Source organism: Pseudoalteromonas sp. SG43-6 (assembly GCF_014164365.1).
GTDB lineage: Bacteria > Pseudomonadota > Gammaproteobacteria > Enterobacterales > Alteromonadaceae > Pseudoalteromonas > Pseudoalteromonas rhizosphaerae.
In genome coordinates, this window is the sequence record NZ_JACJEZ010000013.1 from 74,008 (window position 1) to 98,434 (window position 24,427).

The 24,427-nt window shown below is 40.6% G+C and carries 19 protein-coding genes and 1 tRNA gene; 11 read left to right on the forward strand and 9 right to left on the reverse strand.

Annotation, left to right across the window (positions count from 1 at the left end):
• The first annotated feature begins 37 nt into the window (after window positions 1–37).
• Entirely contained in the window at window positions 38–1,255 is a 1,218-nt protein-coding gene (locus tag H5201_RS07755; RefSeq protein WP_182740837.1) for an HD-GYP domain-containing protein, read from the forward strand.
• Here the strand turns inward: H5201_RS07755 and H5201_RS23130 are convergent.
• Complete coding sequence (locus H5201_RS23130) at window positions 1,215–1,556, reverse strand: hypothetical protein (protein ID WP_259399182.1); 342 nt, start codon at window positions 1,554–1,556, stop codon at window positions 1,215–1,217. The genes H5201_RS07755 and H5201_RS23130 overlap by 41 nt on opposite strands.
• A 287-nt stretch (window positions 1,557–1,843) precedes the next feature.
• Here H5201_RS23130 and H5201_RS07765 point away from each other — a divergent pair, with 287 nt between their 5' ends.
• Window positions 1,844–3,106 carry an outer membrane protein transport protein gene (locus tag H5201_RS07765; RefSeq protein WP_145234979.1) on the forward strand — a complete coding sequence of 421 codons (1,263 nt, stop codon included), beginning with the start codon at window positions 1,844–1,846 and terminating at the stop codon, window positions 3,104–3,106.
• 97 nt (window positions 3,107–3,203) lie between these two features.
• Here the strand turns inward: H5201_RS07765 and H5201_RS07770 are convergent, their stop codons facing one another.
• From H5201_RS07770 to pepA, 3 genes are all read right to left on the reverse strand, one after another.
• Entirely contained in the window at window positions 3,204–6,059 is a 2,856-nt protein-coding gene (locus H5201_RS07770; protein WP_182784134.1) for a valine--tRNA ligase, read from the reverse strand.
• Between the two features lie 60 nt (window positions 6,060–6,119).
• Window positions 6,120–6,566, reverse strand: a complete 447-nt coding sequence (locus H5201_RS07775) for a DNA polymerase III subunit chi (RefSeq protein WP_182784136.1) — start codon at window positions 6,564–6,566, stop codon at window positions 6,120–6,122.
• A 174-nt stretch (window positions 6,567–6,740) separates the two neighbouring features.
• Window positions 6,741–8,252, reverse strand: coding sequence for a leucyl aminopeptidase (gene pepA / locus H5201_RS07780; RefSeq protein ID WP_145234985.1), 1,512 nt, complete (start codon window positions 8,250–8,252; stop codon window positions 6,741–6,743).
• 264 nt (window positions 8,253–8,516) lie between these two features.
• On the opposite strand from pepA, the gene lptF reads away from it, so the two are divergent.
• Together lptF and lptG are read left to right on the forward strand one after the other, a co-directional pair.
• Window positions 8,517–9,629 (forward strand): LPS export ABC transporter permease LptF, encoded by a 1,113-nt coding sequence (lptF, locus tag H5201_RS07785; RefSeq protein ID WP_149981256.1) that lies wholly within the window; start codon window positions 8,517–8,519, stop codon window positions 9,627–9,629.
• Entirely contained in the window at window positions 9,626–10,693 is a 1,068-nt protein-coding gene (gene lptG, locus H5201_RS07790) for an LPS export ABC transporter permease LptG (protein ID WP_182719465.1), read from the forward strand. The genes lptF and lptG overlap by 4 nt, the downstream gene beginning before the upstream one ends.
• Window positions 10,694–10,725: 32 nt before the next feature.
• Here lptG and H5201_RS07795 read toward each other — a convergent pair whose 3' ends face one another.
• Window positions 10,726–11,220 (reverse strand): RDD family protein, encoded by a 495-nt coding sequence (locus H5201_RS07795; RefSeq protein WP_182719466.1) that lies wholly within the window; start codon window positions 11,218–11,220, stop codon window positions 10,726–10,728.
• A 261-nt stretch (window positions 11,221–11,481) separates the two neighbouring features.
• Between H5201_RS07795 and H5201_RS07800 the strand changes: the two genes are divergently transcribed.
• A tRNA-Leu gene (locus tag H5201_RS07800) sits at window positions 11,482–11,566 on the forward strand.
• Window positions 11,567–11,699: 133 nt separating this feature from the next.
• On the opposite strand, the gene H5201_RS07805 is transcribed toward H5201_RS07800, so the two are convergent.
• The 4 genes from H5201_RS07805 to H5201_RS07820 form a co-directional block, all read right to left on the reverse strand.
• Window positions 11,700–13,604 carry a hypothetical protein gene (locus tag H5201_RS07805; protein ID WP_182719467.1) on the reverse strand — a complete coding sequence of 635 codons (1,905 nt, stop codon included), beginning with the start codon at window positions 13,602–13,604 and terminating at the stop codon, window positions 11,700–11,702.
• Between the two features lie 430 nt (window positions 13,605–14,034).
• The gene (locus tag H5201_RS07810) at window positions 14,035–14,418 is read right to left on the reverse strand and encodes a DUF1842 domain-containing protein (RefSeq protein WP_182719468.1); all 384 of its coding nucleotides are present in this window, start codon (window positions 14,416–14,418) and stop codon (window positions 14,035–14,037) included.
• A 227-nt stretch (window positions 14,419–14,645) separates the two neighbouring features.
• Entirely contained in the window at window positions 14,646–15,941 is a 1,296-nt protein-coding gene (locus tag H5201_RS07815; protein WP_259398571.1) for a PAS domain-containing sensor histidine kinase, read from the reverse strand.
• Window positions 15,938–17,287 carry a sigma-54 dependent transcriptional regulator gene (locus H5201_RS07820; RefSeq protein WP_145234997.1) on the reverse strand — a complete coding sequence of 450 codons (1,350 nt, stop codon included), beginning with the start codon at window positions 17,285–17,287 and terminating at the stop codon, window positions 15,938–15,940. The genes H5201_RS07815 and H5201_RS07820 overlap by 4 nt, the downstream gene beginning before the upstream one ends.
• Window positions 17,288–17,631: 344 nt before the next feature.
• Here H5201_RS07820 and H5201_RS07825 point away from each other — a divergent pair, with 344 nt between their 5' ends.
• The 6 genes from H5201_RS07825 to H5201_RS07850 all read left to right on the forward strand — a co-directional run.
• Window positions 17,632–18,882: an HlyD family secretion protein gene (locus H5201_RS07825; protein WP_182784138.1), complete on the forward strand. Its 1,251-nt coding sequence runs from the start codon at window positions 17,632–17,634 to the stop codon at window positions 18,880–18,882.
• Window positions 18,883–18,899: 17 nt separating this feature from the next.
• Entirely contained in the window at window positions 18,900–19,637 is a 738-nt protein-coding gene (locus H5201_RS07830) for an ABC transporter ATP-binding protein (RefSeq protein ID WP_182784140.1), read from the forward strand.
• Window positions 19,638–19,724: 87 nt separating this feature from the next.
• Complete coding sequence (locus H5201_RS07835) at window positions 19,725–22,160, forward strand: ABC transporter permease (RefSeq protein ID WP_182784142.1); 2,436 nt, start codon at window positions 19,725–19,727, stop codon at window positions 22,158–22,160.
• A 187-nt stretch (window positions 22,161–22,347) separates the two neighbouring features.
• Window positions 22,348–22,809: a GNAT family N-acetyltransferase gene (locus H5201_RS07840; protein ID WP_182784144.1), complete on the forward strand. Its 462-nt coding sequence runs from the start codon at window positions 22,348–22,350 to the stop codon at window positions 22,807–22,809.
• Between the two features lie 329 nt (window positions 22,810–23,138).
• A complete protein-coding gene (locus H5201_RS07845) occupies window positions 23,139–23,690 on the forward strand; it encodes a cytochrome b (protein WP_145235009.1) in 552 nt (183 codons plus the stop codon).
• Between the two features lie 290 nt (window positions 23,691–23,980).
• Window positions 23,981–24,427 (forward strand): phage integrase N-terminal SAM-like domain-containing protein (locus tag H5201_RS07850; RefSeq protein WP_182784146.1); only part of this gene is annotated, 447 nt, incomplete at its 3' end.

Consider the following 24,427-nt stretch of genomic DNA (forward strand, 5'->3'; position numbering starts at 1 on the left):
GTAATTATTATTTTTTGAAATGAATTAATCACTTTATATGCTTATTACCCTTCCAATTTCTGAACTCGTACCAGGAATGTTTGTTGACAGTGTTAGCAAGCAGTTTGAGGGGGTTGATAGTATAAAAATCAAAACTCGCGGCCTAGTTCGCGATAAATCGATCATTAAGCGCTTGGTATCCGAAGGAGTTCAAGAGCTGCTGATAGATTTTACGCAAAGTGATGTGAGTGTTCCTGCCAAATATCAGCTCAAACCTGAAGTCGCTGCTGCAACGGCCAATAACCCTAATAAATTAAAGATAAAAAAGGTTATTTCAGTTGAGCAAGAGTTTGCTAAAGCGAGTGTGAGCTATGAGCAACATAATCGTAATTTACAAAGTTTATATGGCGACGTTACCTCAGGCTTAAAGATGAATATCGTACTGCTTGATGGTATAGCTAAAGATATTGTGGCATCGGTATTTCGTAATCATAATGCAATGACTATTTTAACCCGCATTAAAGATAAGCATATGTACAACTGGCGACATATGACTAACTGCGCTATTTTTGTCACTGTATTTGCCAAGTACTTAGGTTACAAAGAAAGTGTTGTGCAAGAGCTTGCCATGGGTGCCTTGCTGCACGATTTGGGGCAAGCTAAATTACCACAAGGGATTTTTTCTAAACCTGAAAAAGTAAATAAACTTGAGATGCAAGCGATTAAAAAGCATGTAGCGCAAAGTTTAGGCTTGGTAAAAGGCGAAAAAGGCATTACCCCATTAATGCTTGATATGATAGTTAATCACCATGAGCGCTTAGATGGCAGTGGCTATCCTCGAGGTCTTCTGGGTGAAAAACTTAGTCGACCAGCACGAATTATGGCGATAGTTGATGTGTATGACGCGATGACAGCGGACAGGCCCCATCAATTAGGTGATGAACCGGTCAACGCACTGCGCTATTTACTTGCTAATAAACACATGTTTGATGGCGAGTTAGTACAGCGGTTTATTAAGTGTTTAGGTGTACATCCAGTCGGCACGATTGTTAAATTAACTAATGAACGGTTGGCATTAGTAACCGAAGGTAATCATCAGAACCCCATTCAACCTAAAGTTAAAGTTTTCTATAATGCTAAGCATAGTCATCATATTACGGCAAAAGATGTTGATTTAACTTCACCAGATCATGACTTAAAGATTTTAGCGAGTATCAAACCATTAGATTATCAGCTTAATTTGGCTCGTTTGTTAAAAGAGCATCTGTTGGTTTAAGCGGTTTTTTGGTTATTGCTTTGTCACAGTGTTTTTTAGTTGATTGCTTAGCCGATAATAGCGCACCACTGAAGCAACTCACCATTAATAGTAGCCACAATAAAGTCCCATTTTCTGAATGTAACGCACTACAGCAGCATACTAGTGCGACTAAAGCACAGACAATGGCACCTAACCAATAATGGTTAACAGGGTTATCGCATTCGCCAGCTCTGGTGCAGGCACAAAAATTAGCTTTGCAAAAGCAATATACACTTATCCCACAAAAAGCCAACGCAGCAATAATTAATCCTATTTCCACCGCTTCATCTCCTTTGCTAGTCTTGTTTGGCAGTCTAATAGTGCTGATCAAGCAAGTCAATCTAAATGATAATTAATTGCAAGTGAGTTTTATTGTAACTTATCCGATGAGTTTTAAAAAACTGTTACTTTGCTGTTAAAAAATGGTTTTTATGGTGTTTTTTAACGCTTTGTTACAGTTTTTTATTTAAAAGTAAGGTACTGTGCTAAGGTTTTGAAGTAACTTACTCCTAATAATTAGAGACAACACATGGGAACCCAAACATTTAGTTTGGTTAAGGAAACACAATGAAATTTACAAAAACTTTAATTGCAGCATCACTTGCTGTTATGTCTGCAGATACGTTTGCAGCGGCTTTCCAGCTTGCAGAGCAAAATGCCTCTGGCTTAGGGCGTGCATATGCTGGTGAAGCAGCTGTGGCTGATGATGCCTCTGTAGTTGCGCGTAATCCAGCTCTTATGTCTGTATTTAAAGAGCAGCAGCTAAGTATTGCAGGTATTGCTGTCATTCCAGATGTCAGCCTTCGTGGCACTGAAGCTAGTAATCAATCAGTTAACCCTGGTCAACTAAACGACAGCAGTATTGCGCCAGCCGCTTTTGTTCCTGCAGGTTATTTTGTAATGCCTATCGATGACAAGTTTGCTGTTGGTTTTGGTGCGTTTTCAAATTTTGGTTTATCAACTGAATTTGAAGCAGATTACCCTGCAGGCCAGCTTGCAGGTGAAACAGAGATTGTTACTGTAAATATGAACGTAAGTGGTTCATACAAAATCAATGAGCAATTTAGTGTTGGCCTTGGCTTAAACTATGTTTATGCAGATGCGAAAATCATTCGTAACTTTGGTGCCAATCCATTAGGTTTACCAGCACAAACTCAAGCAGTACATTTAGAAGGCGATGATACTGGCTTTGGTTGGAACTTAGGAGCTAGCTATCAGATTGATGAAAATAGTCGCTTTGGTTTTAACTATCGTAGCGAGACAGATATCACATTTGATGGCGAGTTTTCTAACCAATTACCTGCACAAATCGGTGGCCTAGCTGGCGTAAGTGTACCTGGAAGTGTTGAAATCACTCTCCCTGCGATTGCTGAGTTCTCTGGTACACACCAGTTAGATGAGAAAACAGGCTTACACTACAGTGTATTATGGACTGGTTGGGATAGTTTCCAAAAGCTAGAAGCTTATGTTCCAGGCAAAGATACACCTGTATTCTCTAAAGATGAGCACTTCTCAAACTCAATGCGTTACTCAATCGGTGGCGATTATCAGTTTAACGATGCTGTACTATTACGTGCTGGTATTGCTTATGATGAATCACCAGCCGATCAAAAACACCTGTCAATTTCTATCCCTGATACTGACCGTTTTTGGTACTCGTTTGGTGTTAACTACACCATGAGCGAACAAGCAAACCTAGATATTGGTATGAGTATTCTCCGTGGTAAAACACAAAACTTTACTGAATCTGATGGCTTAGGTCAGCAGTGGGGCTTTGAATCAAAAGGCCATGCATACTTATTTGGTGCGCAGTATAACTACACGTTTTAATTTGTAGGCGCGGGTTTATCCCGCGCAAATAAAAAGCCGCGTTATTTATTAACGCGGCTTTTTTTGTGTCTAGCTGTGCGGGGTTCCCCGCATCTAGTTACAAGTTTTCGATCTTGGCTTTTTGCTCAAGTAGTTTTGCTTTCGCATCTGAGAACTCTGCAAGTTTCTCATTTTCTTTAGCAAGGACTGCTTCAGGTGCATTGTTAACAAACTTTTCGTTTGCTAGTTTATTTTGCACTTGAGCTAGGCCTTTTTCGGCTTTTTCAAGCTGCTTAGCAATACGTGCAAGTTCGGCGTCAACATCGATTAGACCTGCCATTGGGATCATGATCTCAAGGTTACCAACATAAGATGTTGCACATGCAGGTGCGTCATCTTTGTTATCAAGCAGCGTAAATTCTTCAATTTTAGCAAGTGATGCTAAGAAAGATTTATTTTCTTCAATACGACGTACATCATCCGCAGATGCATTTGCTAGTAATACTGATAACGGCTTGCTTGGGCTAATATCCATTTCACCACGAATGTTACGAATGGCTAAAATGAATTGCTTAACCCACTCTAAATCATCCATTGCTTTTGCATCAACGTTAGCTTCATTGTAAACAGGGAAGGCTTGTACCATGATACTAGTGTTCGCTGTTTCAAGACCTGCCAGTGGCGCAACACGTTGCCAAATCGTTTCGGTAATGTATGGCATCATTGGGTGCATTAAGCGCAGTAGGCTTTCAAGCACAGTGATCAGTGTATGACGCGTACCACGTTGTTGTGCTTCATTGCCTTTGAATAATACAGGCTTTGTCAGCTCTAAGTACCAATCGCAAAATTGGTTCCAAGTGAACTCATAAAGCGTATTTGCTGCAAGGTCAAAACGGTAGTTATCTAAGTGCTCAGTATAGGTTTTAACAGTTGCTTCAAATTGGCCTAAGATCCAACGATCAGCAAGTGAATACTCTTTAACTGCATCATTTGTAAAGCCACAATCTTGCTCTTCGGTGTTCATTAGTACATAACGGCTGGCGTTCCATAACTTATTACAGAAGTTGCGGTAACCTTCAAGGCGGTTCATATCCCAGTTGATGTCACGACCAGTCGATGCCATTGCCGCTAAAGTAAAGCGCAGTGCATCTGTACCGTGGGCTTCAATGCCGTTATCAAAGGTTTTACGAGTATCTTTTTCGATTTTCTTAGCGACTTTTTCTTGCATCAGGTTACTGGTGCGTTTTGTTACTAAGCTTTCAAGGTCGATACCGTCAATCATATCGATTGGATCAAGTACGTTACCTTTAGATTTTGACATTTTATCGCCATTTTCATCGCGAATAAGACCCGTAACGTAAACCGTTTTAAAGGGCACTTGTGGCTTGCCGTTATCATCTTTGATGAAATGCATGGTCATCATGATCATGCGCGCTACCCAGAAGAAGATAATATCAAAACCAGTTACCAATACGTCAGACGGGTGGAAAGTTTTCAAATCATCTGTGTTCGCAGGCCAGCCTTGGGTTGAAAAAGTCCAAAGTGCTGATGAGAACCAGGTATCGAGTACATCTTCGTCTTGGCTAAGTGTTACGCTATCAGCAATGTTGTTTTCACGACGTACTTCTGCTTCATCACGGCCAACAAAAACGTTGCCTTCGCTGTCGTACCAAGCTGGAATGCGGTGACCCCACCACAACTGGCGCGAAATACACCAATCTTGTACGTCGTTCATCCACGAGAAATACATGTTCTCGTATTGCTTAGGTACAAATTGAATATCGCCATTTTTTACTGCGTCTTTTGCAGGCTCAGCCAGTGGTGCAACACGTACATACCATTGGTCAGTAAGTAGCGGTTCAATAACCACACCAGAGCGGTCGCCGTAAGGTACGGTTAGAGCGTGATCTTCAATTTTTTCAAGTAAGCCTAATTGTTCAAATTCAGCCACAATTGCTTTACGTGCATCGAAGCGGTCAAGACCATGCAGGCGCTCAGGAATTGGTGCATCAAACTCAAGCTCTTTACCATCAAAGGTGTAGGTTTCGCCTTGGCTTAGAATTGCGGCATCTTTATCGAAGATATTGATCAACGGCATTTGATGACGCTTACCAACTTCGTTATCGTTAAAGTCGTGTGCTGGCGTGATTTTTACACAACCAGTGCCTTTGTCTTTATCGGCATGTTCATCAGCAACAATTTTAATTCGACGATTAACAATCGGCAGTAAAATCTCTTTACCGATCAAGTCTTGATAGCGTTCGTCATCTGGGTTTACTGCAACACCTGAGTCACCAAGCATGGTCTCTGGGCGAGTCGTTGCCACTACAATGTAGTTTTTACCGCCTTGGGTTGTAACACCATCAGCCAATGGGTAACGTAGGTGCCACATGTGGCCTTGTTTGTCTTTGTTTTCAACTTCAAGATCAGAGATAGCCGTGTGTAGCTTTGGATCCCAGTTTACTAGGCGCTTACCACGATAAATTAAATCTTCTTTGTGTAAGCGTACAAACACTTCTTTAACGGCTTCTGATAAGCCGTCATCCATAGTGAAACGTTCACGATCCCAGTCAACCGATGCGCCAAGGCGACGAAGTTGTTTTGTGATAGTCCCGCCAGATTGTTCTTTCCACTGCCAAATTTTGTCGATGAAAGCTTCACGGCCTAAGTCGTGGCGTGTTTTACCTTCTTCAGCAGAGAGTTTACGTTCAACCAGCATTTGCGTAGCAATACCTGCGTGGTCAGTACCTACTTGCCATAATGTGTTATTACCTTGCATACGTTTAAAACGCGTTAAGGTATCCATAATGGTGTCTTGGAAAGCGTGGCCCATGTGTAAGCTACCAGTGACATTGGGTGGCGGGATCATAATTGAATATGCATCGCCTTTACCTGATGGTTTGAAGTAGCCTTTTTGTTCCCAGTCTTGGTATAACGACTGTTCAATATCTTGCGGATTGTAGGTTTTATCCATTACACAGAACCTTAAATAAGTACTTAAATGAGTTAGTTAGCTATTTATACAAAAGGTATGTTAGCTATTAATATCTTGCATGGTGATATTAGCACCGAGTTGGCGTAGCTTTTTAAAGCGCTCACGGGCAGCTTGTTTAGCAGTGGCTTCAACGGGCACAAAATCAAAAACTTGGTTAAACCGACGAATAAAGTCCGGCAATTGTGCAGCCAAGTTAATTAAAACTTTACGATTACCGACTGGCGGGGTAGTACCTATTTCAACGGGCGCACCACCTTTTGGACCTTCACCTTGGAGATTGTGAGGCACAAAACTGTCGGGGTCGAATGACCAAATAGTTTCATCAATGGCATGGGCAATTTCAAGATCATCAACGTAAATAAAGATACGATGACCAAGACGATACTGTTCAGCAGCAATATCAGCCGCTAAGCTAAAGTGATCATCAGCCTTGGCTAATGACTCATCTTGTTGCTTTAGAACGAAAAACTGGGCGTTCATGCTCATTGTATCGGGGCTTCCCACAGTATTGAAAATAATACTTAAATCAAAGCAGGGATTTTGCCATATAACGCGTTTTGCTTCAATTAATACGCTAATTTATACGTTAATAAGTGGGGAATAAATAAGGCGCTAAAAAGCGCCTTATTTAAATTTACAATGTATTGTTAAACGCGGGGTTTAATCTTGGCTGGTTTCGCTTACACCGGCACGGTTGAGTAAATATTGCGTAAGCATTGGCACCGGTCGACCTGTTGCGCCTTTGTTTTTACCACTGCGCCAAGCAGTGCCTGCGATATCTAAATGGGCCCAGTTATACTTTTTAGTAAACTTAGATAAGAAGCATGCTGCTGTTATCGTTCCCGCAGAGCGGCCGCCTAAGTTAGTAAAATCAGCAAATGGGCTTTCTAGTTGATCTTGATAATCATCCCACAGTGGCAACTGCCACGCACGGTCGCCACTTTGCTCAGATGCTTTTAACAAGTCATGTGCCAGTGGGTTGTGGTTAGATAATAACCCCGTTGCATGAGCGCCAAGGGCAACAATACAAGCGCCAGTTAAAGTAGCGACATCAATCACGGTTTCAGGTTCAAAGCGCTCAACATAAGTGAGTGCATCACATAATACTAAGCGGCCTTCAGCGTCGGTATTTAGTACTTCAACTGTTTGCCCTGACATAGTGGTCAAAATATCACCCGGACGATAAGCATTCGAGCTTGGCATGTTTTCACAACCTGCGAGTACACCAATTACGTTAATCGGTAATTGCATTTGCACCAAAGCACGCATAGCGCCAATAACACCGGCTGCACCGCCCATGTCGTATTTCATTTCATCCATGGCTTCGCCTGGTTTGAGTGAAATACCACCTGAGTCAAAGGTTAAACCTTTACCAACTAGCACGATTGGGGCTTGATCTTTCGCGCCGCCTTGGTAGTTAATTACCGACATAATAGATTCGTTATCACTACCACGACCAACTGCTAAGTATGAATTCATACCTAACTCTGCCATTTTATCTTCGCCAATTATATCAACTGTAACGTTGTCAAAGTTAGCTGCAAGTTCTTGCGCTTGTTCACCTAAATATGCAGGATTACAGATGTTTGGCGGCATGTTCGCTACGTCTTTACATAACTTACTACCTGCAGCAATCGCTAGACCATGTTCAATGGCGCTTTCACCAATGGTAAGTTCGCGGCGAGTTGGTACGTTAAACACAATTTTACGCAGCGGGCGACGCGGGTCACTTTTTTTGCTTTTTAATTGGTTAAATGTGTACAAGCAGTCTTGGGTGGTTTCGACCGCTTGGCGGACTTTCCAGTAGGTGTCGCGACTTTTAACATGTTGCTCAGTTAAAAAGCATACCGCTTCCATCGACCCAGTTTCATTTAGGGTATTGATAGTTTTTGAAATAATTTGTTTGTATTGTTTGTCGTCTAGCTCGCGCTCTTTACCACAGCCGACCAATAGTATGCGTTCACTTAACACATTGGGTACATGATGCAATAACAGCACTTGTCCCGGCTTGCCTTCAAGGTCGCCGCGACGCAATAAATTAGAGATATAACCATCACTGATTTTATCGAGTTGTTCACCAATGGGGGATAAACGACGTGGCTCATAAACGCCAACTACAATACATGCGCTACGTTGCTTTTCAGGACTACCACTTTTTACGCTAAATTCCATTGTCACTCCTAATTTTGAGTCATTTAACCCTTAAATAAGGGTAATAAAATAAAAATCCAGATACTAGCTTAATATTAGCTTATAAACGCTGACTCATTATGTGTATTTGAACTTTATACTTTTGTAGCCATCAATACCACTAATGCGACAATATATCGAGTTGCTAGGTATGATATTTAATGTTGATGACATATAATAAAACCCTAAGTTTACTCAAATTTTCTTACTCTTGAAGTAAAACATCATGTTTAACAGGGGCGATCATTGCTAATTTTCCGTTATTTGACCACTGAAGTTTTAAAGTCTCAGGTCGCCGTATTTTTAACTTTGATGACAATTTTTTTGTCGCAAAAGTTTGTCGTTATTCTTGGCGACGCCTCTGAAGGCGGCATTCCTGCTAAGTTAGTGCTGTCAATGATTGCACTAAAGTTACCGCAATTGGCATCATTAATATTACCGCTAAGTATCTTTTTAGGGATTATTCTCGCCTATAGTCGCATTTATGCCGACAGTGAAATGACCGTTCTCAAAGCCTGTGGTGTTAGTGAATGGTACGTAGTGCGTGTAACCTTAGTTTCTAGTGTGGTATTGGCGCTATTGGCAGGAGTACTGACTTTATATATAGCCCCATGGGCGAGTGAGCAAGAATATCAATTGAAAGAACAAGCCAAAGCGGATGCCGGGTTATCAGCGCTGCGGGCTGGGCGCTTTCAACAAACAGGTAACGAAAAAGCGGTGGTGTTTATTCATAACATCGAAAAAGGCGGCAAAGAACTACACAAAGTATTTGTAGCGCAACTACCAGACAGCGAAAAAGATAATCTCGCACGGTTAGTATATGCGCAGCGGGGTGTAGTGATCGAGCAAGAAAGCGGTGAGCAGCAATTGGTGCTCAGTGACGGTAAGCGTTACGAAACCGACGGCAAAACCCCTGCGCTAAATTTAACCGAATTTGATGGCTATAGTGTACAAATCCGTGAGCAAGAAATAGAACATCAACGCCGTAAACTTGAAGCTGTGCCGACCATTGATCTGTTTGCGATGAAAACGACAGATGCGATTGCTCAGTGGCAGTGGCGTCTTGCTATACCGCTTTCTATTCCACTACTTACTTTATTAGCAGTACCGCTGAGTGTCGTTAATCCGCGCCAAGGTAAGTTTGCCAAATTAGTGCCTGCCATCAGCTTGTATTTAGGTTATTTCATCTTATTGAATGCTGCAAAGTTTGCGATTGAGGATGGTAAAATTCCGCCTTCAATTGGCCTGTGGTGGATCCATTTAAGCGCTTTATTTATTGGCGGCTTTTTGATTATCAAAGGGCGACCGCTCGGCGCATGGTTAAAAGCAGTATTAACTAAGCGGGAGTTAGGCGCATGATGAAAACGCTTGATTGGTATTTAGGCCGCAGTGTTTTACAAACCACCGGTTTTGCTTTGATGGTCTTAGTTGGGATCAGTACCCTGATTAAATTTATTGAGCAGCTTAAATCAGTCGGTCGCGGTAGCTATGATATTGGAACTGCTTTGCTATATACCTTATATAGCATGCCTGATGATCTTGTGGTGTTCTTCCCAATGGCCGCTTTAATTGGTGGCTTAACGGGGCTTGGGGCACTTGCATCAAATAGTGAACTGGTGGTGATGCAAGCCGCCGGTATGTCGCGTTTGCAAATTATTCTCTCAGTAATGAAAACCGCAATATTTATGGCGCTTTGTATGATGGCATTAGGCGAGTGGGGCGCACCAGCGACACAACTTAAAGCGAAAGAAATGCGTAATCAAGCAATACATGGTGGTGATGTATTTAACGCTCAGCAAGGTGTATGGGCCAAAGATGGCAATAACTTTATTAATATAGAAGATGTTGACCAAAACGGCGTATTACATGGCGTGAACATGTATCATTTTGATAGTTCACTACAACTTACACAAATTACTAAAGCTCGCGAAGCGGTAGGCCGTAAAGACGGTTGGTTACTTCGAGATGTAAATAAAGTGCAACTCAGTGAAGAGTTGATCAGCACACAGCAGCAAAAAGAAGAGTTTTACGAATCACAACTTACAGCTGAAAAGCTGGGTGTCGTATCGGTAAAACCAGAGTCTCTGTCATTTACAGGGTTGTGGTCATATTTAGGTTATTTGAAACAAAATGAGCAAGATACTAGCACCTACGAGCTTGCTTTATGGCGTAAGATTATGCAGCCAGTATCGATAGCGGTGATGTTATTAGTGGCGCTGTCGTTTATATTTGGCCCACTGCGTACCGTGACGATGGGCGCGCGGATTGTAATGGGTGTAGTAACCGGTATTGCATTTCACCTAACCAATGAAATATTTGGTCCTGTGGTGATGGTGTATCAAATCCCTGCGATAATCGGGGCGACTTTACCAAGCATAATATTTATAGGTTTTGCGACTTACTTGCTTAATAAGCGAAATTGATAACGGGGAGCTAGCAGCCTAGCTCCTCATTGCTAATCTAAAGAACGATAAATTCGTTTGTTTTCTTCTTTTGTTAGCGCAACAACCTCGGTTTTAGACAGGTAATCTTGCAGCGCTCGTTTGTTTTTAAAATCAACTAATACCACTAAATTACCTAAGCCAAGTAATGCGGTTACGCTGCGAATAACGGCTTGTGGCCAACTAATTAGCTTACCATCGCGAGTTTGTACTTTTAAACGCCATGCGCGCATACCAATCGTTTGGCCACTCTTAGTCCAAAAATAGACAAAAAATATAATATTTACACCAACGAATAATGCACTGCGAATACCGTACAGCAATGGAGAGTCCTGAATTAAGGCGGCCGGATCTTCTGTCTGCATAATTAGATCTAAGCCAATTAACCCCTGAATGGCTGCAAAGTAAAGTATGGCAGTAAGCATAGATAGCGAAATCACAACTAAAGAGTCGTAAATTAAAGAGGCAAAGCGACGCCAAAAGCTCGCACGCGGAAATTCAGCAGACATAAACAAACTCACAAAGTTAATATGCGCGCTAGTTTAGCAAATAGCGAGACAAATACTAGCCGCACAGTTAGTAGCTTTTATGAGTGAATGTTAATGGTTGCTCAATTGTTAAGCGGTTGATCGTGGTTTTGTAAAAAACGCTTGCTGCTCCTCTTATTGTTTGTATAATGCATGGCATAGAGACAAAGACAGCTTGATAAGTCCTAGCTCTAAAGTGGTTTTTCTTTATCTTCTCATGTTAGAAGGTTAAAGAAAAATGATGCCAGCGTGATGAAATTGGTATACATGGGGGATTCAAAATCCCCTGCCGCAAGGCGTGCCGGTTCAAGTCCGGCCGCTGGTACCACTTTTAATAACCCTGACCACATTGGTCGGGGTTTTTTTATGCCTGAAATAAAGTGGTCAGTTGTTAGTTTATAGCCATATGATGTGGCAAACGATTAATACCGTATAATCTGCATTAATCGTTTGATTTTTAGTTAATTACTTCTGTATATACAGACGCTATCGCATAGTTTTAAGAATTGAATACTTTGTGTTACTGATTGGGCTATTTTTCCATCTGAGTATTTGTCTTGGTTGCTATGAGACCTTAAAAACCAATAGCCGGCTTTTTCCTTTTTGAAAAGTTTGTAGTTGATCACATCAACTTCTTCAGAATTATCGATACAACTGCTTATTGTTTCATCTTGACTACAAGGAGTTACGAAGCTCATGCTATTGTCTTCTTCAAACTGCCAACGGCCATTAGGGCCAAAAATACCACCGCTATAAACAATGGCTGTACCGTTATCGTGAGGCTCTATAACGGCATGTTTGTTGTTATTTAACAAGTTTAAATCGTTAACATAGAAGGTTTTCATATAATCTTCTTGAGTCGCATTATAGGTAGTATCTGCTTGGGCTAGATTAGCGTAAGAGTAGCTTGATTGTTTTTTGCTGGAGTAAAAATCGTCTACAGTAGCAATGCGATTATCGTAGAGTTTTACATAGCGTACATTTCTAGTTTCAATACCTATGGTGAATTCTAAAGTATCGCCCAAGTTGCTGAACGTAATATCATAAGTAGACTCTTCACCAGTAAGTGCGTCTTTCACTGAGTAATGTCCTGAAGTTTCTGAATCAACCGTGATAGGTGCATTGATTATTTTAAAGGAACTTCCATCAGCTAATTGCACACTTGAATACAATGGAGATAAGCCGAATAACACATCACCCGCTGAAAATTCAGGAACTGGCGCCTCTGCAACACCTCTAAATACTTTATAGGTTTTGCGATCAACAAGCTCTTTTTCAAGCTCAGGCCAATTAGCCGTATCTTGAGATGTTTGAGGGATAAAATGATAGGTGACTTCAAAAACAGCAAAATCATCTAAGCTTGCAATGAGTTCGGCTTGTTTTAATTGAACAGAAAAACTGATTTGTTGATATGAGCCATCAGTATTTTGAAACGTTTTTGTATAGTCTTGCCCAAATATACTATTACCTTTCTCTTCAGGCTCAATAAATTGATATATACCGTCAGTTAGAATTACATTCTCGTGAAATCCAGCCAACTGAGTGTAACCTTCTGCTTTAATCGCTACATTGGCAAAGAAAGTATATTTGACGCCTTCTTCATTACCTAGTTGGCTTAGTCTAAGTGTTTGCTCTTGGCGTTGATCGCTATAAGTATCAAAACTAAGCGCTTTTTTCTCGCCTTTAATCAGGGTAAGCCAAGTGAATTCGGTTTCACTTATGTACTTTTTAGCTAGGATAGAATTAGCTTTCTTAGCTAAAATCTCGAGAGGTATAAACTTTGAACGCATGCAATTTGCAATGCATTCAAACTCTTGAGTATGCAGTTCAACATCATCTGGGTTATTCCAGTTAAACATAAAGTTGTCACTGTCAATTTTTGCAAAACCTGTTTGGTCAGCTGAAAAATGAAATAGTGAGCTAGAGTCAGCTGTAGTCCACGTGCCGATTAATTCTTTATCTGCAAGTGTAATTGCTTCGCCAGGAAAGTTAACGGCATCATAGTGAACGTCAATACTTAGGTTAAACTGGTTCGACTCTTTACCATCACTAATTGATAGGTCGACTTGATGTTCAGCTATGTCAAAAAAAGTAGGCGAAGCACTGAGCGTTAGTGTATTTTCACTTAGTTCATAGCTTAGCCAATCAGGTTTGTTTATTACAGAGACAGTTACTGTGTCGTTGTCTTTATCGCTTACAGTAAGTGCATGTTCTAAACTAGATCCCGCAGCGAGTTCAAAACTGAACTCACCCGCTATAGTAGGTTTGTTATTTGCTGCTTTTTGTTGTTCTTCAGAGCTACTTCCCCCACCACAGGCAGAAAGTAGTAAGGTTAAAAGGCAGACAGCTGTTGTTTTTAGTTTCATCACTAATTTTCCTTAATATTTTATGCGATTATATCAGATGGTTAACTTGAATGGACCAAACGTAGGTAAAGTTAAGAAGGAAATGCTTTAAGTCATTAAGCGCTTTGTTGAAGATTCTTCTATTGAAGTTTTGCTACTAAAGCTAGTTATATGAATGCCTAGTTAAATGAATACAAAGGCTTAAACAAATGATAAAAAAGTTAGGCAATCCTAATTAAATCATAGCAAAGCAAGTCGACACTGTTTTTCAACGTTTTTATAAACGTGAAGCGGACCAAATTGGTCGGTTTTTTATGCCTGAAATAAAGTGCTAAGCCATAAGCTTTGGCGAGAGCTTGAAGAAGGGTAGTAATGACGCTGCTTGGTGAATTATTAAATGACATTCAACTGGATTGAATGCCATTTAATAGAAAAACTATTTTTAATCAGCTTAGTCGATTAGACTCACTTTGCATTGGTAGGTATTATCACCCACTGAAAAACTGCCTTTGCCATTCCATTGGTTATCAACGCCAAAGCTTGCCGTAAAAGGTGACTGGTAACTACCAATTGCAGGTGGTGGAAAAGACACCACTGCTTGACCTGTTAGCGCGCCAACTTTAGTTACATCATTATAGCCAGTTGCATGCATATGGCCCGATGCGCTAGCGGTGAAATGAGGTGAATGCTGCGTTCCTTCTTGGATGCTGCCATTCGCTCGACCATTTAATGAACCTGTTTTTGGATCTACAGCAAACTGAATTTCCATAGAGCCACCACCAACAACACCAGATTGAAATTGTAATTTAACGAGATATAAGCTTTCATCAGACATTTTCTTGTTCCTTTTGTAGATTGCATTCGCACTGTTATATGGATACTAAGTAACCGAGTGAAATTGTAGAATGACCACCACAAAAGACATATTACAGCGTATTACATGAAGTTGAGTTTGAGGGCGTACAGGTTTTTTTATCGTTGTTTTTTAGAATAGGGGCTGCTTTTACAAAGTATTCGCTGATTAAACTAAATGTTCTTTTTAGTATTTCTTTTCGAAGCTAGCTACACTGGCAATAGTATTGTTGCGACTGCACCTTGGTGTTTTTCTTTATTCGCTAAGCTCAAACTACCATGATGCTGCTCTATCACGTTGCGACAAAAGCTTAGACCAATCCCTTGACCTTGTTGTTTAGTGGTGTAAAACGGCACGAATATGTTATCGGGGTTGGCAAGGCCTTGGCCGTTATCATCAATGGTGATGCAGCTTACTTTTCCTTGCTTATGCACACCTAATGTTACTTTAACGGGCGGGGTGCTTGCTTCGATGGCATTTTTTATTAGATTGATCATGACTTGATGAATAAACGTGCGGTCGGCCTTAAAAGTTGCGGCGTCTGTTACGCAGCTAAATGCAACGTCAGGGTATATTGCGCACACTTGTTTTAAAAATGTGTCGGTGTCTATTGCTACTATATTAAGTGCCAGTGGTTTATTTATATCGCCATAGCGCGTGACAAATTCATTAAGATAATTACAGCGCTCACTTATAACATTAAGTGCTTGTATTTGTCGTGGCTCGGTGAGCTTCACGGCGAGATTTTCAGCCATTGCAGTAACTGGTGTGAGTGAGTTGCGAATTTCGTGACCGAGTACGCGAATAATTTGCTGCCATGCTTGCAGTTGGCTTTCGCGAAGGGCTGAGGTGATGTCGATCATAACAATAAGTTGATGACAGCTGCCTTGCTCTATAAATTCACTGTGGCGTATTTGCCATTGCTGGGCTGTAATAACATCGCTAAATTGCCAATGTGCGTCTTGCTTTGTAAGCCCTAATTGTTCAGCGCTTGCATAGCGTAAGGTTTGCCATTGAGTCTGTTTAAATTCGCTAAACGCATTATTGGCATAACTGAGCTTATTATATTGATCGAGCACCATGATCGGCACATTAAAATGCTCAATTAATTGGTACACCAAAAAAACATGCTGATCGTATCGCGACTTCTTTTTAAATAACTCTTCACTTAACTCAATCAAGCTTTGTTGTAATTGGTGAATACTCCCCGCCTGATAGCTGGGCTTAACGAGCTGGTTATAATCTTCGTTTAAAATGGCATCTAGGTGGGCGTAATTGCGGTTAAAGCTGTTGATCACTTTTTTATAGGTACGAATAAACAGCTTAAGATAAATAGCTAAAAATAGGATTGAGATAACGGCAGAAGTAACAACAGATAAAGCAAAATATTGGCCAATAAAATAGCACCCCAACGCTGCTAAAGTGCTACTAAAAAATGCAAAGCCAATTAAACTGCGTTCCAGCGATGAGTGATAAAGACAACTAAGTGTCATACTGCTTTTCATACGGTAATCCCGTATTTTTCAAGGCGACGATACATAGAAGATTTACCTAAACCTAATAATTTAGCGGCGTTAGGAATATGGCCTTGGGTCTGCTTGAGGGCTAAATCAATTAATTGGCGCTCTGCGTGCTCTAGTGTCATTAGTGGTAATGTGTTATTGATTTGACTGCTGTGCAGGTTTAAGTCATCGGCGGTCAATGTGTCGGTTGTTGCTAACAATATTGCCCGTTCAATCACATGGCTTAGCTCGCGTACATTGCCCGGCCAAGTATAGTGGTTTAATTCCTGTTTAGCGCATTCACTCAATGTAAGTATGGTGCTTGAGTATTTTTTAGCATGTAAATTTATAAAGTGCTCGCACAAAGGCACTATATCTTCAATGCGTTCGCGTAGTGGCGGTATTACAAACTCCAAAGTGTTTATCCGATAGTATAAATCTTCTCTAAACTGGCCTTGTTTTATCAGTGTGGCAATATCGCCATTGGTGGCACTGATCAAGCGTACATTGGTTTTTTTAGTGTGACTCGCGCCAACCATCTCAAACTCTTGGCTTTCGAGTACCCGTAATAATTTTGCTTGTTGTGGTAGTGGTATATTGGCTATTTCGTCTAAAAATAAACTGCCGTTATCGGCCAGTTCAAAGCGGCCAATGCGCTCATTTTTAGCATCAGTAAACGCACCTTTTTTATGACCAAACATTTCGCTTTCAAATAACGATTCAACAATAGCCCCCATATTCACTGCAATAAACGGTTGTGTATGGCGCGTTGACTGCTGATGAAGCCATTGTGCTAATTGGCTCTTACCCGTACCATTTTCACCGGTTAGTAAAATGTTAGCATCGGTTTTAGCCACCTTAGCTAACTGACTTATCAGTTGTTGCATAGCGTGTGACTGATACACAAATGCAGGCGAGGCACGATCGTTAAGCTGTTGCAGCAACTTTTGATTTTGTTTGTTTAACTTTTTAAGTGTGAGTTGCTGATCGAGCAATTTTAATAAGCGCTGGTTTTGCCATGGCTTTTCAATAAAGTCACACGCACCGTGTTGCATAGCGCGAACCGCTAGATCTACGCTCGACCACGCAGTCATTGCGATGACAGGGATATCTAACTGTTGTTTATGTAAGTGCTGTAAAAACGCCAAACCTTCGTCACCTGATGTGGTGTCGCGGGTAAAATTCATATCGAGCAAAATAAGGTCAATCGCTTGGCTATCTTTAACTACTGCTTGCGCGCTAAAAGGTGAGTCGCATTCGAGCACTTGGTAGCCGTTATCTTCTAAAATAAAGCGCGCGCTTAGGCGGATTTCGGGGCTATCTTCAATGATCAAAATAGTGGCAGGCATAAACTTCCAAATAGGTGAATAAGCACAGGTTGATTGTAGCGTATAGCGATTTCTATGCCAGTGATTTTATTTTTGTATTTCAGCTTGTTAGCTATTTAAAGGTGATTTCAGTAGGTGTTCCAGTCCGATTACGGACTGCTTGCGTCCGATTTTGGGTTAGCGTGTCTGTCGAAGTGAAAGCCTTTAACTAGGGCCAGTCTCAAATTGATACTGAGGAGTCCGGTATCGCCGCTCAATAAGAATTTTTAAATAGTACATACTTGTAATTGTTTGTATTTATTGATTTTTAATGTTGGCACGTGTTTCGCTATAGCTTAGATATACAAAGCATAATGCGGTGCAATATGGACATAGTAAAAACAAAAGTAGTCAAGCAGTTATCGCTTTGGCATAAGCTAATTTTATTACTGGCTGTTATTTTAATTGTGGCAGTGATTTATCAGCGCAGCAGTCAAGTAGGTGTGTCAGTATCGCGCAGTAATATTATTATTAGTGATGTACGCCAAGGCGCGCTTGCGATTACGGTTACAGGTTATGGTGAACTTAAATCTGCGCAGCAGCAATTGCTTACGGCAAAAACGTTGGCCACTGTGCAGGCTATTTTATTAAAACCAGGCGCAATAGTGACCAGTGACTCAGTGATTGTGCAGTTAGCCAATCCAGCGCTTGAGCAACAGCTCGAAAATGCGCAGCAAGAACTTAATAAACTCAATGCTAACTTACGCCAGTTAAGATTAAACAATACTCGCGAGTTATTAAACGAGCGCTCTCATGTGGCACAAAGCCATGCCGCTTACGAAAATGCCAAACTAAAATTAAAAGCTGAAACCAGTTTGGTTGAACAGGGCATAGTCTCAACGCTTAATTATCAGCGTAGCGTGTTAGACGAGCAACAACTTCGCCAGCAATTAGCAATAGCTAAGCAACGTTCAGAGCAACTAAAAGCCGTACACATAGAATCTGAAAACATTCAGCTTGAGCAAATTAAACAGCAACAAGGGTTAGTAGTTATGGCACAAACACAATTGGCCAATCTATCTGTAGTAGCGGGAATGGATGGGGTATTACAGCGTTTACCGATTGAGCTTGGGCAAAGCGTAAATGCAGGGCAAGAAATTGCGCTTATCGGCTCGGTTGATTCATTAATTGCAATTATTCAAGTACCACAAAATCAAGTAGATGATATTCGGTTAGGGCAGCTCGCAGAAGTAGATACACGCCGCGGTGTTGTTATGGCAAAGGTGTCACGCATCAGCCCTGTTGTGAGTAATAATACAGTAGAGGTAGAGTTATCGTTGCCTAAAGAGCTCCCTGAAAATGTTCGGCCGCAATTAACCGTCGATGCCAATATTAAGGTCGCACAGCTAAAAGATGTTACTTATATCGAGCGCCCAGCAAACGTAAAACCGCACAGTGTAAGAGATCTGTATCAGGTAAACTCACAGCAGCAAAGCGCACGCTTGGTTGATATCAAATTTGGTCGCGAGGCTGGGCGCTTTATCGAAATACTAAGCGGCGCACAGTTAGATCAGCAATTGATTATTTCAGATTTAACCAACCTTACTCGCAGCAATAGCGAAATTCTAATTAACTAATGAACAGGACAAAAATAATGACAGAGCAAAAAATAACGAACACCCAAGCCGATGTCGTATTAGCAATGAAAGGAATTAGTAAGGTATTTGAAACCCAAGAGTTACAAACCTATGCACTGCGTAGTATTGATTTGTGTATTTATCGCGGTGAATACTTGTCGATATCGGGGCCATCTGGCTGTGGTAAATCAACATTACTTTCATTATTGGGTTTACTTGATATGCCAACCAGTGGTGAATATTTAATTGACGGTAAAGACGTCTCTGCACTTTCGCTGAATCAGGCTGCTGAAATTCGCAATGCAAAAATAGGATTTATTTTTCAATCATTTAATTTAATTGATGAGTTAAGTGTGTTCGACAACGTGGCATTACCACTGCGTTATCACCACTATAAACCAAACAAGCAAATAATTGCTGAAAAAGTAAAAGCGTGCCTTGAAAAAGTAGGGCTTGGGCATCGTATGAGTCATAAACCTAACCAATTATCAGGAGGACAGCAACAACGCGTGGCGATAGCCCGAGCGCTGGTGACTGAACCGGCAATATTATTAGTTGATGAGCCAACGGGTAATTTAGACTCAAAATCGGGAGATCAAGTTATGCACGTATTAAGTGAGCTACATGCAGCCGGCACCACTATTTGCATGGTGACACATGACCCGCGTTACTGTGATATGGCTACAAGGCAACTAAAGCTATTGGATGGTGAGATGCTAGGGGCTGTGGGTATAAAAGATCAGCTAAGTGCTTAAATAACCTGTTTAGTGAGAGTAAAATGGAATATCCAAAAATAATAAAACGTCAATGGCTATTAAGGGATAACTTAACGGAGTGCCATAATGACTTATAATTTAAAAAATGCATTACTTAATATAACTAATCATAAAGTTTACAGTTTAAGTGTTGTAGCGACGTTAAGTATTGTTTTAGCTGCATTAATTACTGTATTAACACTTGCCTATATTATGCTGTTAAAACCATTGCCATACCCTGAGCAAATGCGGTTAGTAAAAGCTGAATATGCTCAAATAGACCAAACCGGGGCGCTTAATACCCGCGCTTTTAATTACCCTGCACTGATTGATTTATATAAAAATCATAAATTATTTGAGCAAGCTGCGTTGGTGTATTACGGTGAACAACGCCTTGATGATGTAGCGGGCTTACCCATAGTAAACACCTCATTTGTTACCCCTCAGTGGTTTGAAATGTTTGCAATTAAGCTACATTTAGGACGAGGTTTTACGCAAACCGAAGCTCTTGATAGTTTTAACCCCGTTGCCGTTCTAAGTTATCGAACATGGCAAAATGACTTTGCCAGTAAAGAAAACATAATAGGTCAAACACTTAGTGTGGGCACTCAGCAATTCAAAATTATAGGTGTGGCTGCAGCCAACTTTAAATCGCCTGCACTTATCAAAACAGGGCAGGTCACTGACGTATGGTTGCCGTGGGATTATAATTTAACCTCTGCAGAGGCTAAACCATTTTGGTGGAACCGTTACTCGCGCAGCCATTTTGTGGCTAAATTACCAAGCGATGTAAGCATTGAGCAGGCGAGTAAAAGGTTATCGCAGTATGTGGATGATGTATGGCAACAGCATATTACGACCGAAGCATTCTTTGCAGGTTGGCATATCGAACTTGAGCTAAACACCTTGCAAACAGTAATATTAAAAGAGACACCGCAGAATATTTATTGGCTCATTTTAGCTGTAACGGGGTTGGTTATTATTGCCTGTGTAAACATTAGTAACGTGTTTATTGTAAGAACTGCAGCGCATAAACACACATTAGCACTGAGTGCGGCGCTGGGCGCAACACGGTTTACTTTGTTTAAACAGTTTTGGCTGGAGATTGCCTTGTTAATAGCCTTAGCAAGTATAATAGGCCTTGCGTTAGCGGCGATTTTTTTAGCAACCTTAAGCGATTTTGCCATGGCAATATTACCGCGCGCCAATGAGCTTTCTATTAATGCAGTATCATTCCTTATCACACTGGTTAGCGGCTTAATATTAACGACGCTGTTCGCTTTTTTATGTACGCGAATAGTAAATTACCAACAACTGATAAGTAGTTTAAAGTCAGCAGGAAAAGGGACGACAGTGCAGGTGGGCAAGCGCGTATGGCAAGGCTTGGTCGCTTTTCAAGTAGCTGTAGCGTGTACATTATTGTTTATTAACTTTTTAGTTTTTAGCGTTAATAAAAGTAATATTGACGAGGCTTTCACACTGCCACTTGAGCAATTAACGAGTTTAAAGGTTAATGTAGCAAGCCATGTAGCGGCTGATAGAGACAAAGCAAATCAGCTATTAGAGCAAGTAGCTAACGAGCTTGCTTTACTGCCAGAGGTTAGGCAAGTAAGTCGTTCATCATCACCTATAAACGATAATTTAATTACTTGGTCATTGGTTGAGGTAGCAAGCAATCAAAACGTATTACCTTATGGTAAATCAGTTGATGAGCAGTATTTTTCATTACTTAAACAACCCGTATTACAAGGACGTGGTTTTACAAACGAGGATACTAAAAGTAATGCGAATGTTATTATTATTAATGATGTACTAGCAGAAAAATTATCAAATGATGGTAATGCATTGGGCATGCATTTGAGTTTTGATATAACTTCAGGGCGCGAAAATGATTTAGTAATAATAGGCATAGTTAAAACAATGCTTATACCGGGGAAAACGTCGCTTGAGCCTAAAGCTTATTTGACTCGTGCTGGTTATAATTCATTTATTATCGAGTTTAAAAATGCTCAGCACTTAACAAAAAATACGCTTAACACCTTATTACAATCTATTGATTCAGGCTTATCAGTTCATCAATTAGCGCCATTAAATGCACAGCGCGATACAGCACTGTTTCGTCAATATGTAGTATCGGCGACAACGCTGATGATCATTGCTGCCACTATTGCCTTAACCAGTATTGGTTTGATAGGTATTATGCGCTACTCAGTGTTATTAAGGCGTGCTGAAATTGGTATTCATTTGTGTGTTGGCGCAAAGCCACTGGCATTGTTTTTGTTAGTATTTAAGCAAAATGGCAGCGCAATCGTAACGGGTATAATACTCAGTATTGCGTTATTGCTGGCTTTACAACAACCACTACAACTGATTGCGGATGGAGTACCGCAAATTATGCAGCTTGGTATGTTATTCATGACTTTATTGTTTGTAATTAGCCTTGGCGCACTGGCGTGTTATTTACCTTTAAGTGCCCAGCTAAAGCGCCCTGCAATTTACGGTGTACAAGGATCACAACAGTAAAGTGTGTAGTTTAGGAGGGACTGATTGAGTAAAAGGCTTAAATCAGCTCCTTCAACTAGCTCTTTTAAAAACACTTTATAAAATTTGGCACGTTGATAAGTTAATAATAATTATAAAGATGGTACGGGCTGAATGTTATTATCTGCAGTCTATACAACTAAAAATGCTACAACAGGGATTTCAGTCAATGATTGCAAAGTTAGATAATGCAAATGAGGCAGTCGCAAAGCAAATTTACACCACCTTTCAACGCTCTTATAAAATAGAAGCTGAATTAATAGGTATGCAGAATTTTCCGCCTTTATCGCGCACTGTTAATGACATACACAATTCGCAAACGCTTTTTTATGGATTTTATGACGATACTCAGCTTGCAGGGGTTATTGAACTGGTAATTATCAATGAGCGATTAGAAATTAATAGCTTAACGGTTGACCCAAAGCATTTTAGAAAAGGCATCGCCGATAAGTTAATCCGCTATGCGTTAATTAACTTTATTGAAACAGCATCAACAGCGATAGTTGAAACCGCAGTAGTTAACGAGCCCGCTATTAAGTTATATAAAAAGCATGACTTTGTTGAGTTTAAAAGATGGACGCCCGATCACGGTATTGAAAAGCTAGCCATGATTCGAACTGGCATTGTTTGATTCAAAAGCCACAGTGTAAAAAACGTTGTAAATTCAATTTCTTTTCAATTATTAGTTTAACTAGCAAATACTTATCGAAAGGTAACCAACGGTTGTTATTTTGTTATGCCAATCACTTAAGTTTATTTTAAGTTTTACTGTTTACGCTTAACCAACCATATTTAAACATGATTTTTGAAATACAAATTTTATGTTTTAGATCACTAAATACTTAGTAACGATAGGTTACTGTATGTGGAGTATTTAATACGTACAAGGGTAGAGGTTACCTCTTCAAGCTCTCAAAACATAAGAGGTAGGTTGAGACGTTTCATTTTTCGAGAGGCATTATGAATTTAAAAAACACGACAACTCATTACAATACGCTCTCCATTGCTTTGCATTGGCTTATGTTCATATTGATTGTAGCTGTTTACGCAAGCATTGAACTGCGCGAATTATTCGACAAAGGGACTACAACCCGAGATGCCTTTAAAATGTGGCATTTTATGCTTGGTTTATCGGTTTTAGCTTTAGTAAGCGTTAGGCTAATTGCTCGCGTAGTGGGTGGCTCGGCTCCTGATATAAAACCAGAACCAGCTAAGTGGCAAAATAACCTGGCCAAACTAGTGCATGTTATTTTGTATGGTTTCATGTTTGCTATGCCTATTGCGGGATGGTTAATTTTGAGCACGGCAGGCAAACCAATTCCGTTTTTTGGTCTAGAGCTGCCGCCATTGGCCAGTAAAGATTTAGACTTGGCTAAAACCATCAAAGAGCTGCATGAAACCGCTGGGGAAGTTGGCTATTACTTGATTGGATTACATGCCGCCGCCGCCTTATTCCACCATTATGTTTTATCTGATAATACGGTTGCACGAATGCGTTTGCCGAAAAAATAACAGCTAATTAAGTGCTCAAACTGTTGTTTGCGCACATATTCAAGGATATGAGCGACGCGCGTATAGTGTTTCATTTAGCTTTGCTTAAAGATAATAGAAAACTTAGTGATAGTAATATCTTAGCTAATTTGTTAAAACTATGTAATGTATACATATGAGTGTGGTCGGAGCAGAAAGATCCGCCCTTCGCGCACTATAAAACTGTTGAACTAAGCCGCTACGCGGAGATCCTATTCTGACCATTTGAGCCACACTTACCTTGGGGTTATCCCATAACTTGGAGGTAAGTCATGAATACACTCATTGAACAAGTCAAAACTGAAATAGCCTATCGAGGTTATTCGCAAAGTACATGTAAAAGCCACTGTGAACATTTACTTAAACTCAGTCACTATTTTAATAAACCGCTTGACTCGATTACGGATGACGAGCTTAACGCCTTTTTTAACGATCCCGCTATTCGTAAACTTTCTAGAGCAAGTCAGAAAATACAAATAAACAGTATTTGGTTCTTGTTTAAGAATATTTTACATCGGCCATTGAACTTAGATATTGCACTGCCAAAAGCGAAGTCGCGCGGACCTACCTATTTATCACGTGATGATATGCGGCGGCTGATAGAAAGCTGTACGGATGATATGCGACTAAAAACGTTAATAGTGGTTTGCTATGGGTGCGGTTTACGTATTGGCGAATTGTTACGTATCAAAGTGCAAGACATCGATGGCCAGCGTAAA

What these genes read in the sequence shown, in the direction of transcription:
- H5201_RS07840 (WP_182784144.1), top strand. Translation starts at nt 22,348, where the DNA reads ATGATTGCAAAGTTAGATAATGCAAATGAGGCAGTCGCAAAGCAAATT.
- lptG (WP_182719465.1), top strand. Translation starts at nt 9,626, where the DNA reads ATGATGAAAACGCTTGATTGGTATTTAGGCCGCAGTGTTTTACAAACC.
- H5201_RS07755 (WP_182740837.1), top strand. Translation starts at nt 38, where the DNA reads ATGCTTATTACCCTTCCAATTTCTGAACTCGTACCAGGAATGTTTGTT.
- H5201_RS07795 (WP_182719466.1), bottom strand. Translation starts at nt 11,220, where the DNA reads ATGTCTGCTGAATTTCCGCGTGCGAGCTTTTGGCGTCGCTTTGCCTCT.
- H5201_RS07830 (WP_182784140.1), top strand. Translation starts at nt 18,900, where the DNA reads ATGACAGAGCAAAAAATAACGAACACCCAAGCCGATGTCGTATTAGCA.
- H5201_RS07765 (WP_145234979.1), top strand. Translation starts at nt 1,844, where the DNA reads ATGAAATTTACAAAAACTTTAATTGCAGCATCACTTGCTGTTATGTCT.
- H5201_RS07820 (WP_145234997.1), bottom strand. Translation starts at nt 17,287, where the DNA reads ATGCCTGCCACTATTTTGATCATTGAAGATAGCCCCGAAATCCGCCTA.
- H5201_RS07835 (WP_182784142.1), top strand. Translation starts at nt 19,725, where the DNA reads ATGACTTATAATTTAAAAAATGCATTACTTAATATAACTAATCATAAA.
- H5201_RS07775 (WP_182784136.1), bottom strand. Translation starts at nt 6,566, where the DNA reads ATGAGCATGAACGCCCAGTTTTTCGTTCTAAAGCAACAAGATGAGTCA.
- H5201_RS07825 (WP_182784138.1), top strand. Translation starts at nt 17,632, where the DNA reads ATGGACATAGTAAAAACAAAAGTAGTCAAGCAGTTATCGCTTTGGCAT.
- pepA (WP_145234985.1), bottom strand. Translation starts at nt 8,252, where the DNA reads ATGGAATTTAGCGTAAAAAGTGGTAGTCCTGAAAAGCAACGTAGCGCA.
- H5201_RS07845 (WP_145235009.1), top strand. Translation starts at nt 23,139, where the DNA reads ATGAATTTAAAAAACACGACAACTCATTACAATACGCTCTCCATTGCT.
- H5201_RS07815 (WP_259398571.1), bottom strand. Translation starts at nt 15,941, where the DNA reads ATGAAAAGCAGTATGACACTTAGTTGTCTTTATCACTCATCGCTGGAA.
- H5201_RS07805 (WP_182719467.1), bottom strand. Translation starts at nt 13,604, where the DNA reads ATGAAACTAAAAACAACAGCTGTCTGCCTTTTAACCTTACTACTTTCT.
- H5201_RS07810 (WP_182719468.1), bottom strand. Translation starts at nt 14,418, where the DNA reads ATGTCTGATGAAAGCTTATATCTCGTTAAATTACAATTTCAATCTGGT.
- H5201_RS07770 (WP_182784134.1), bottom strand. Translation starts at nt 6,059, where the DNA reads ATGGATAAAACCTACAATCCGCAAGATATTGAACAGTCGTTATACCAA.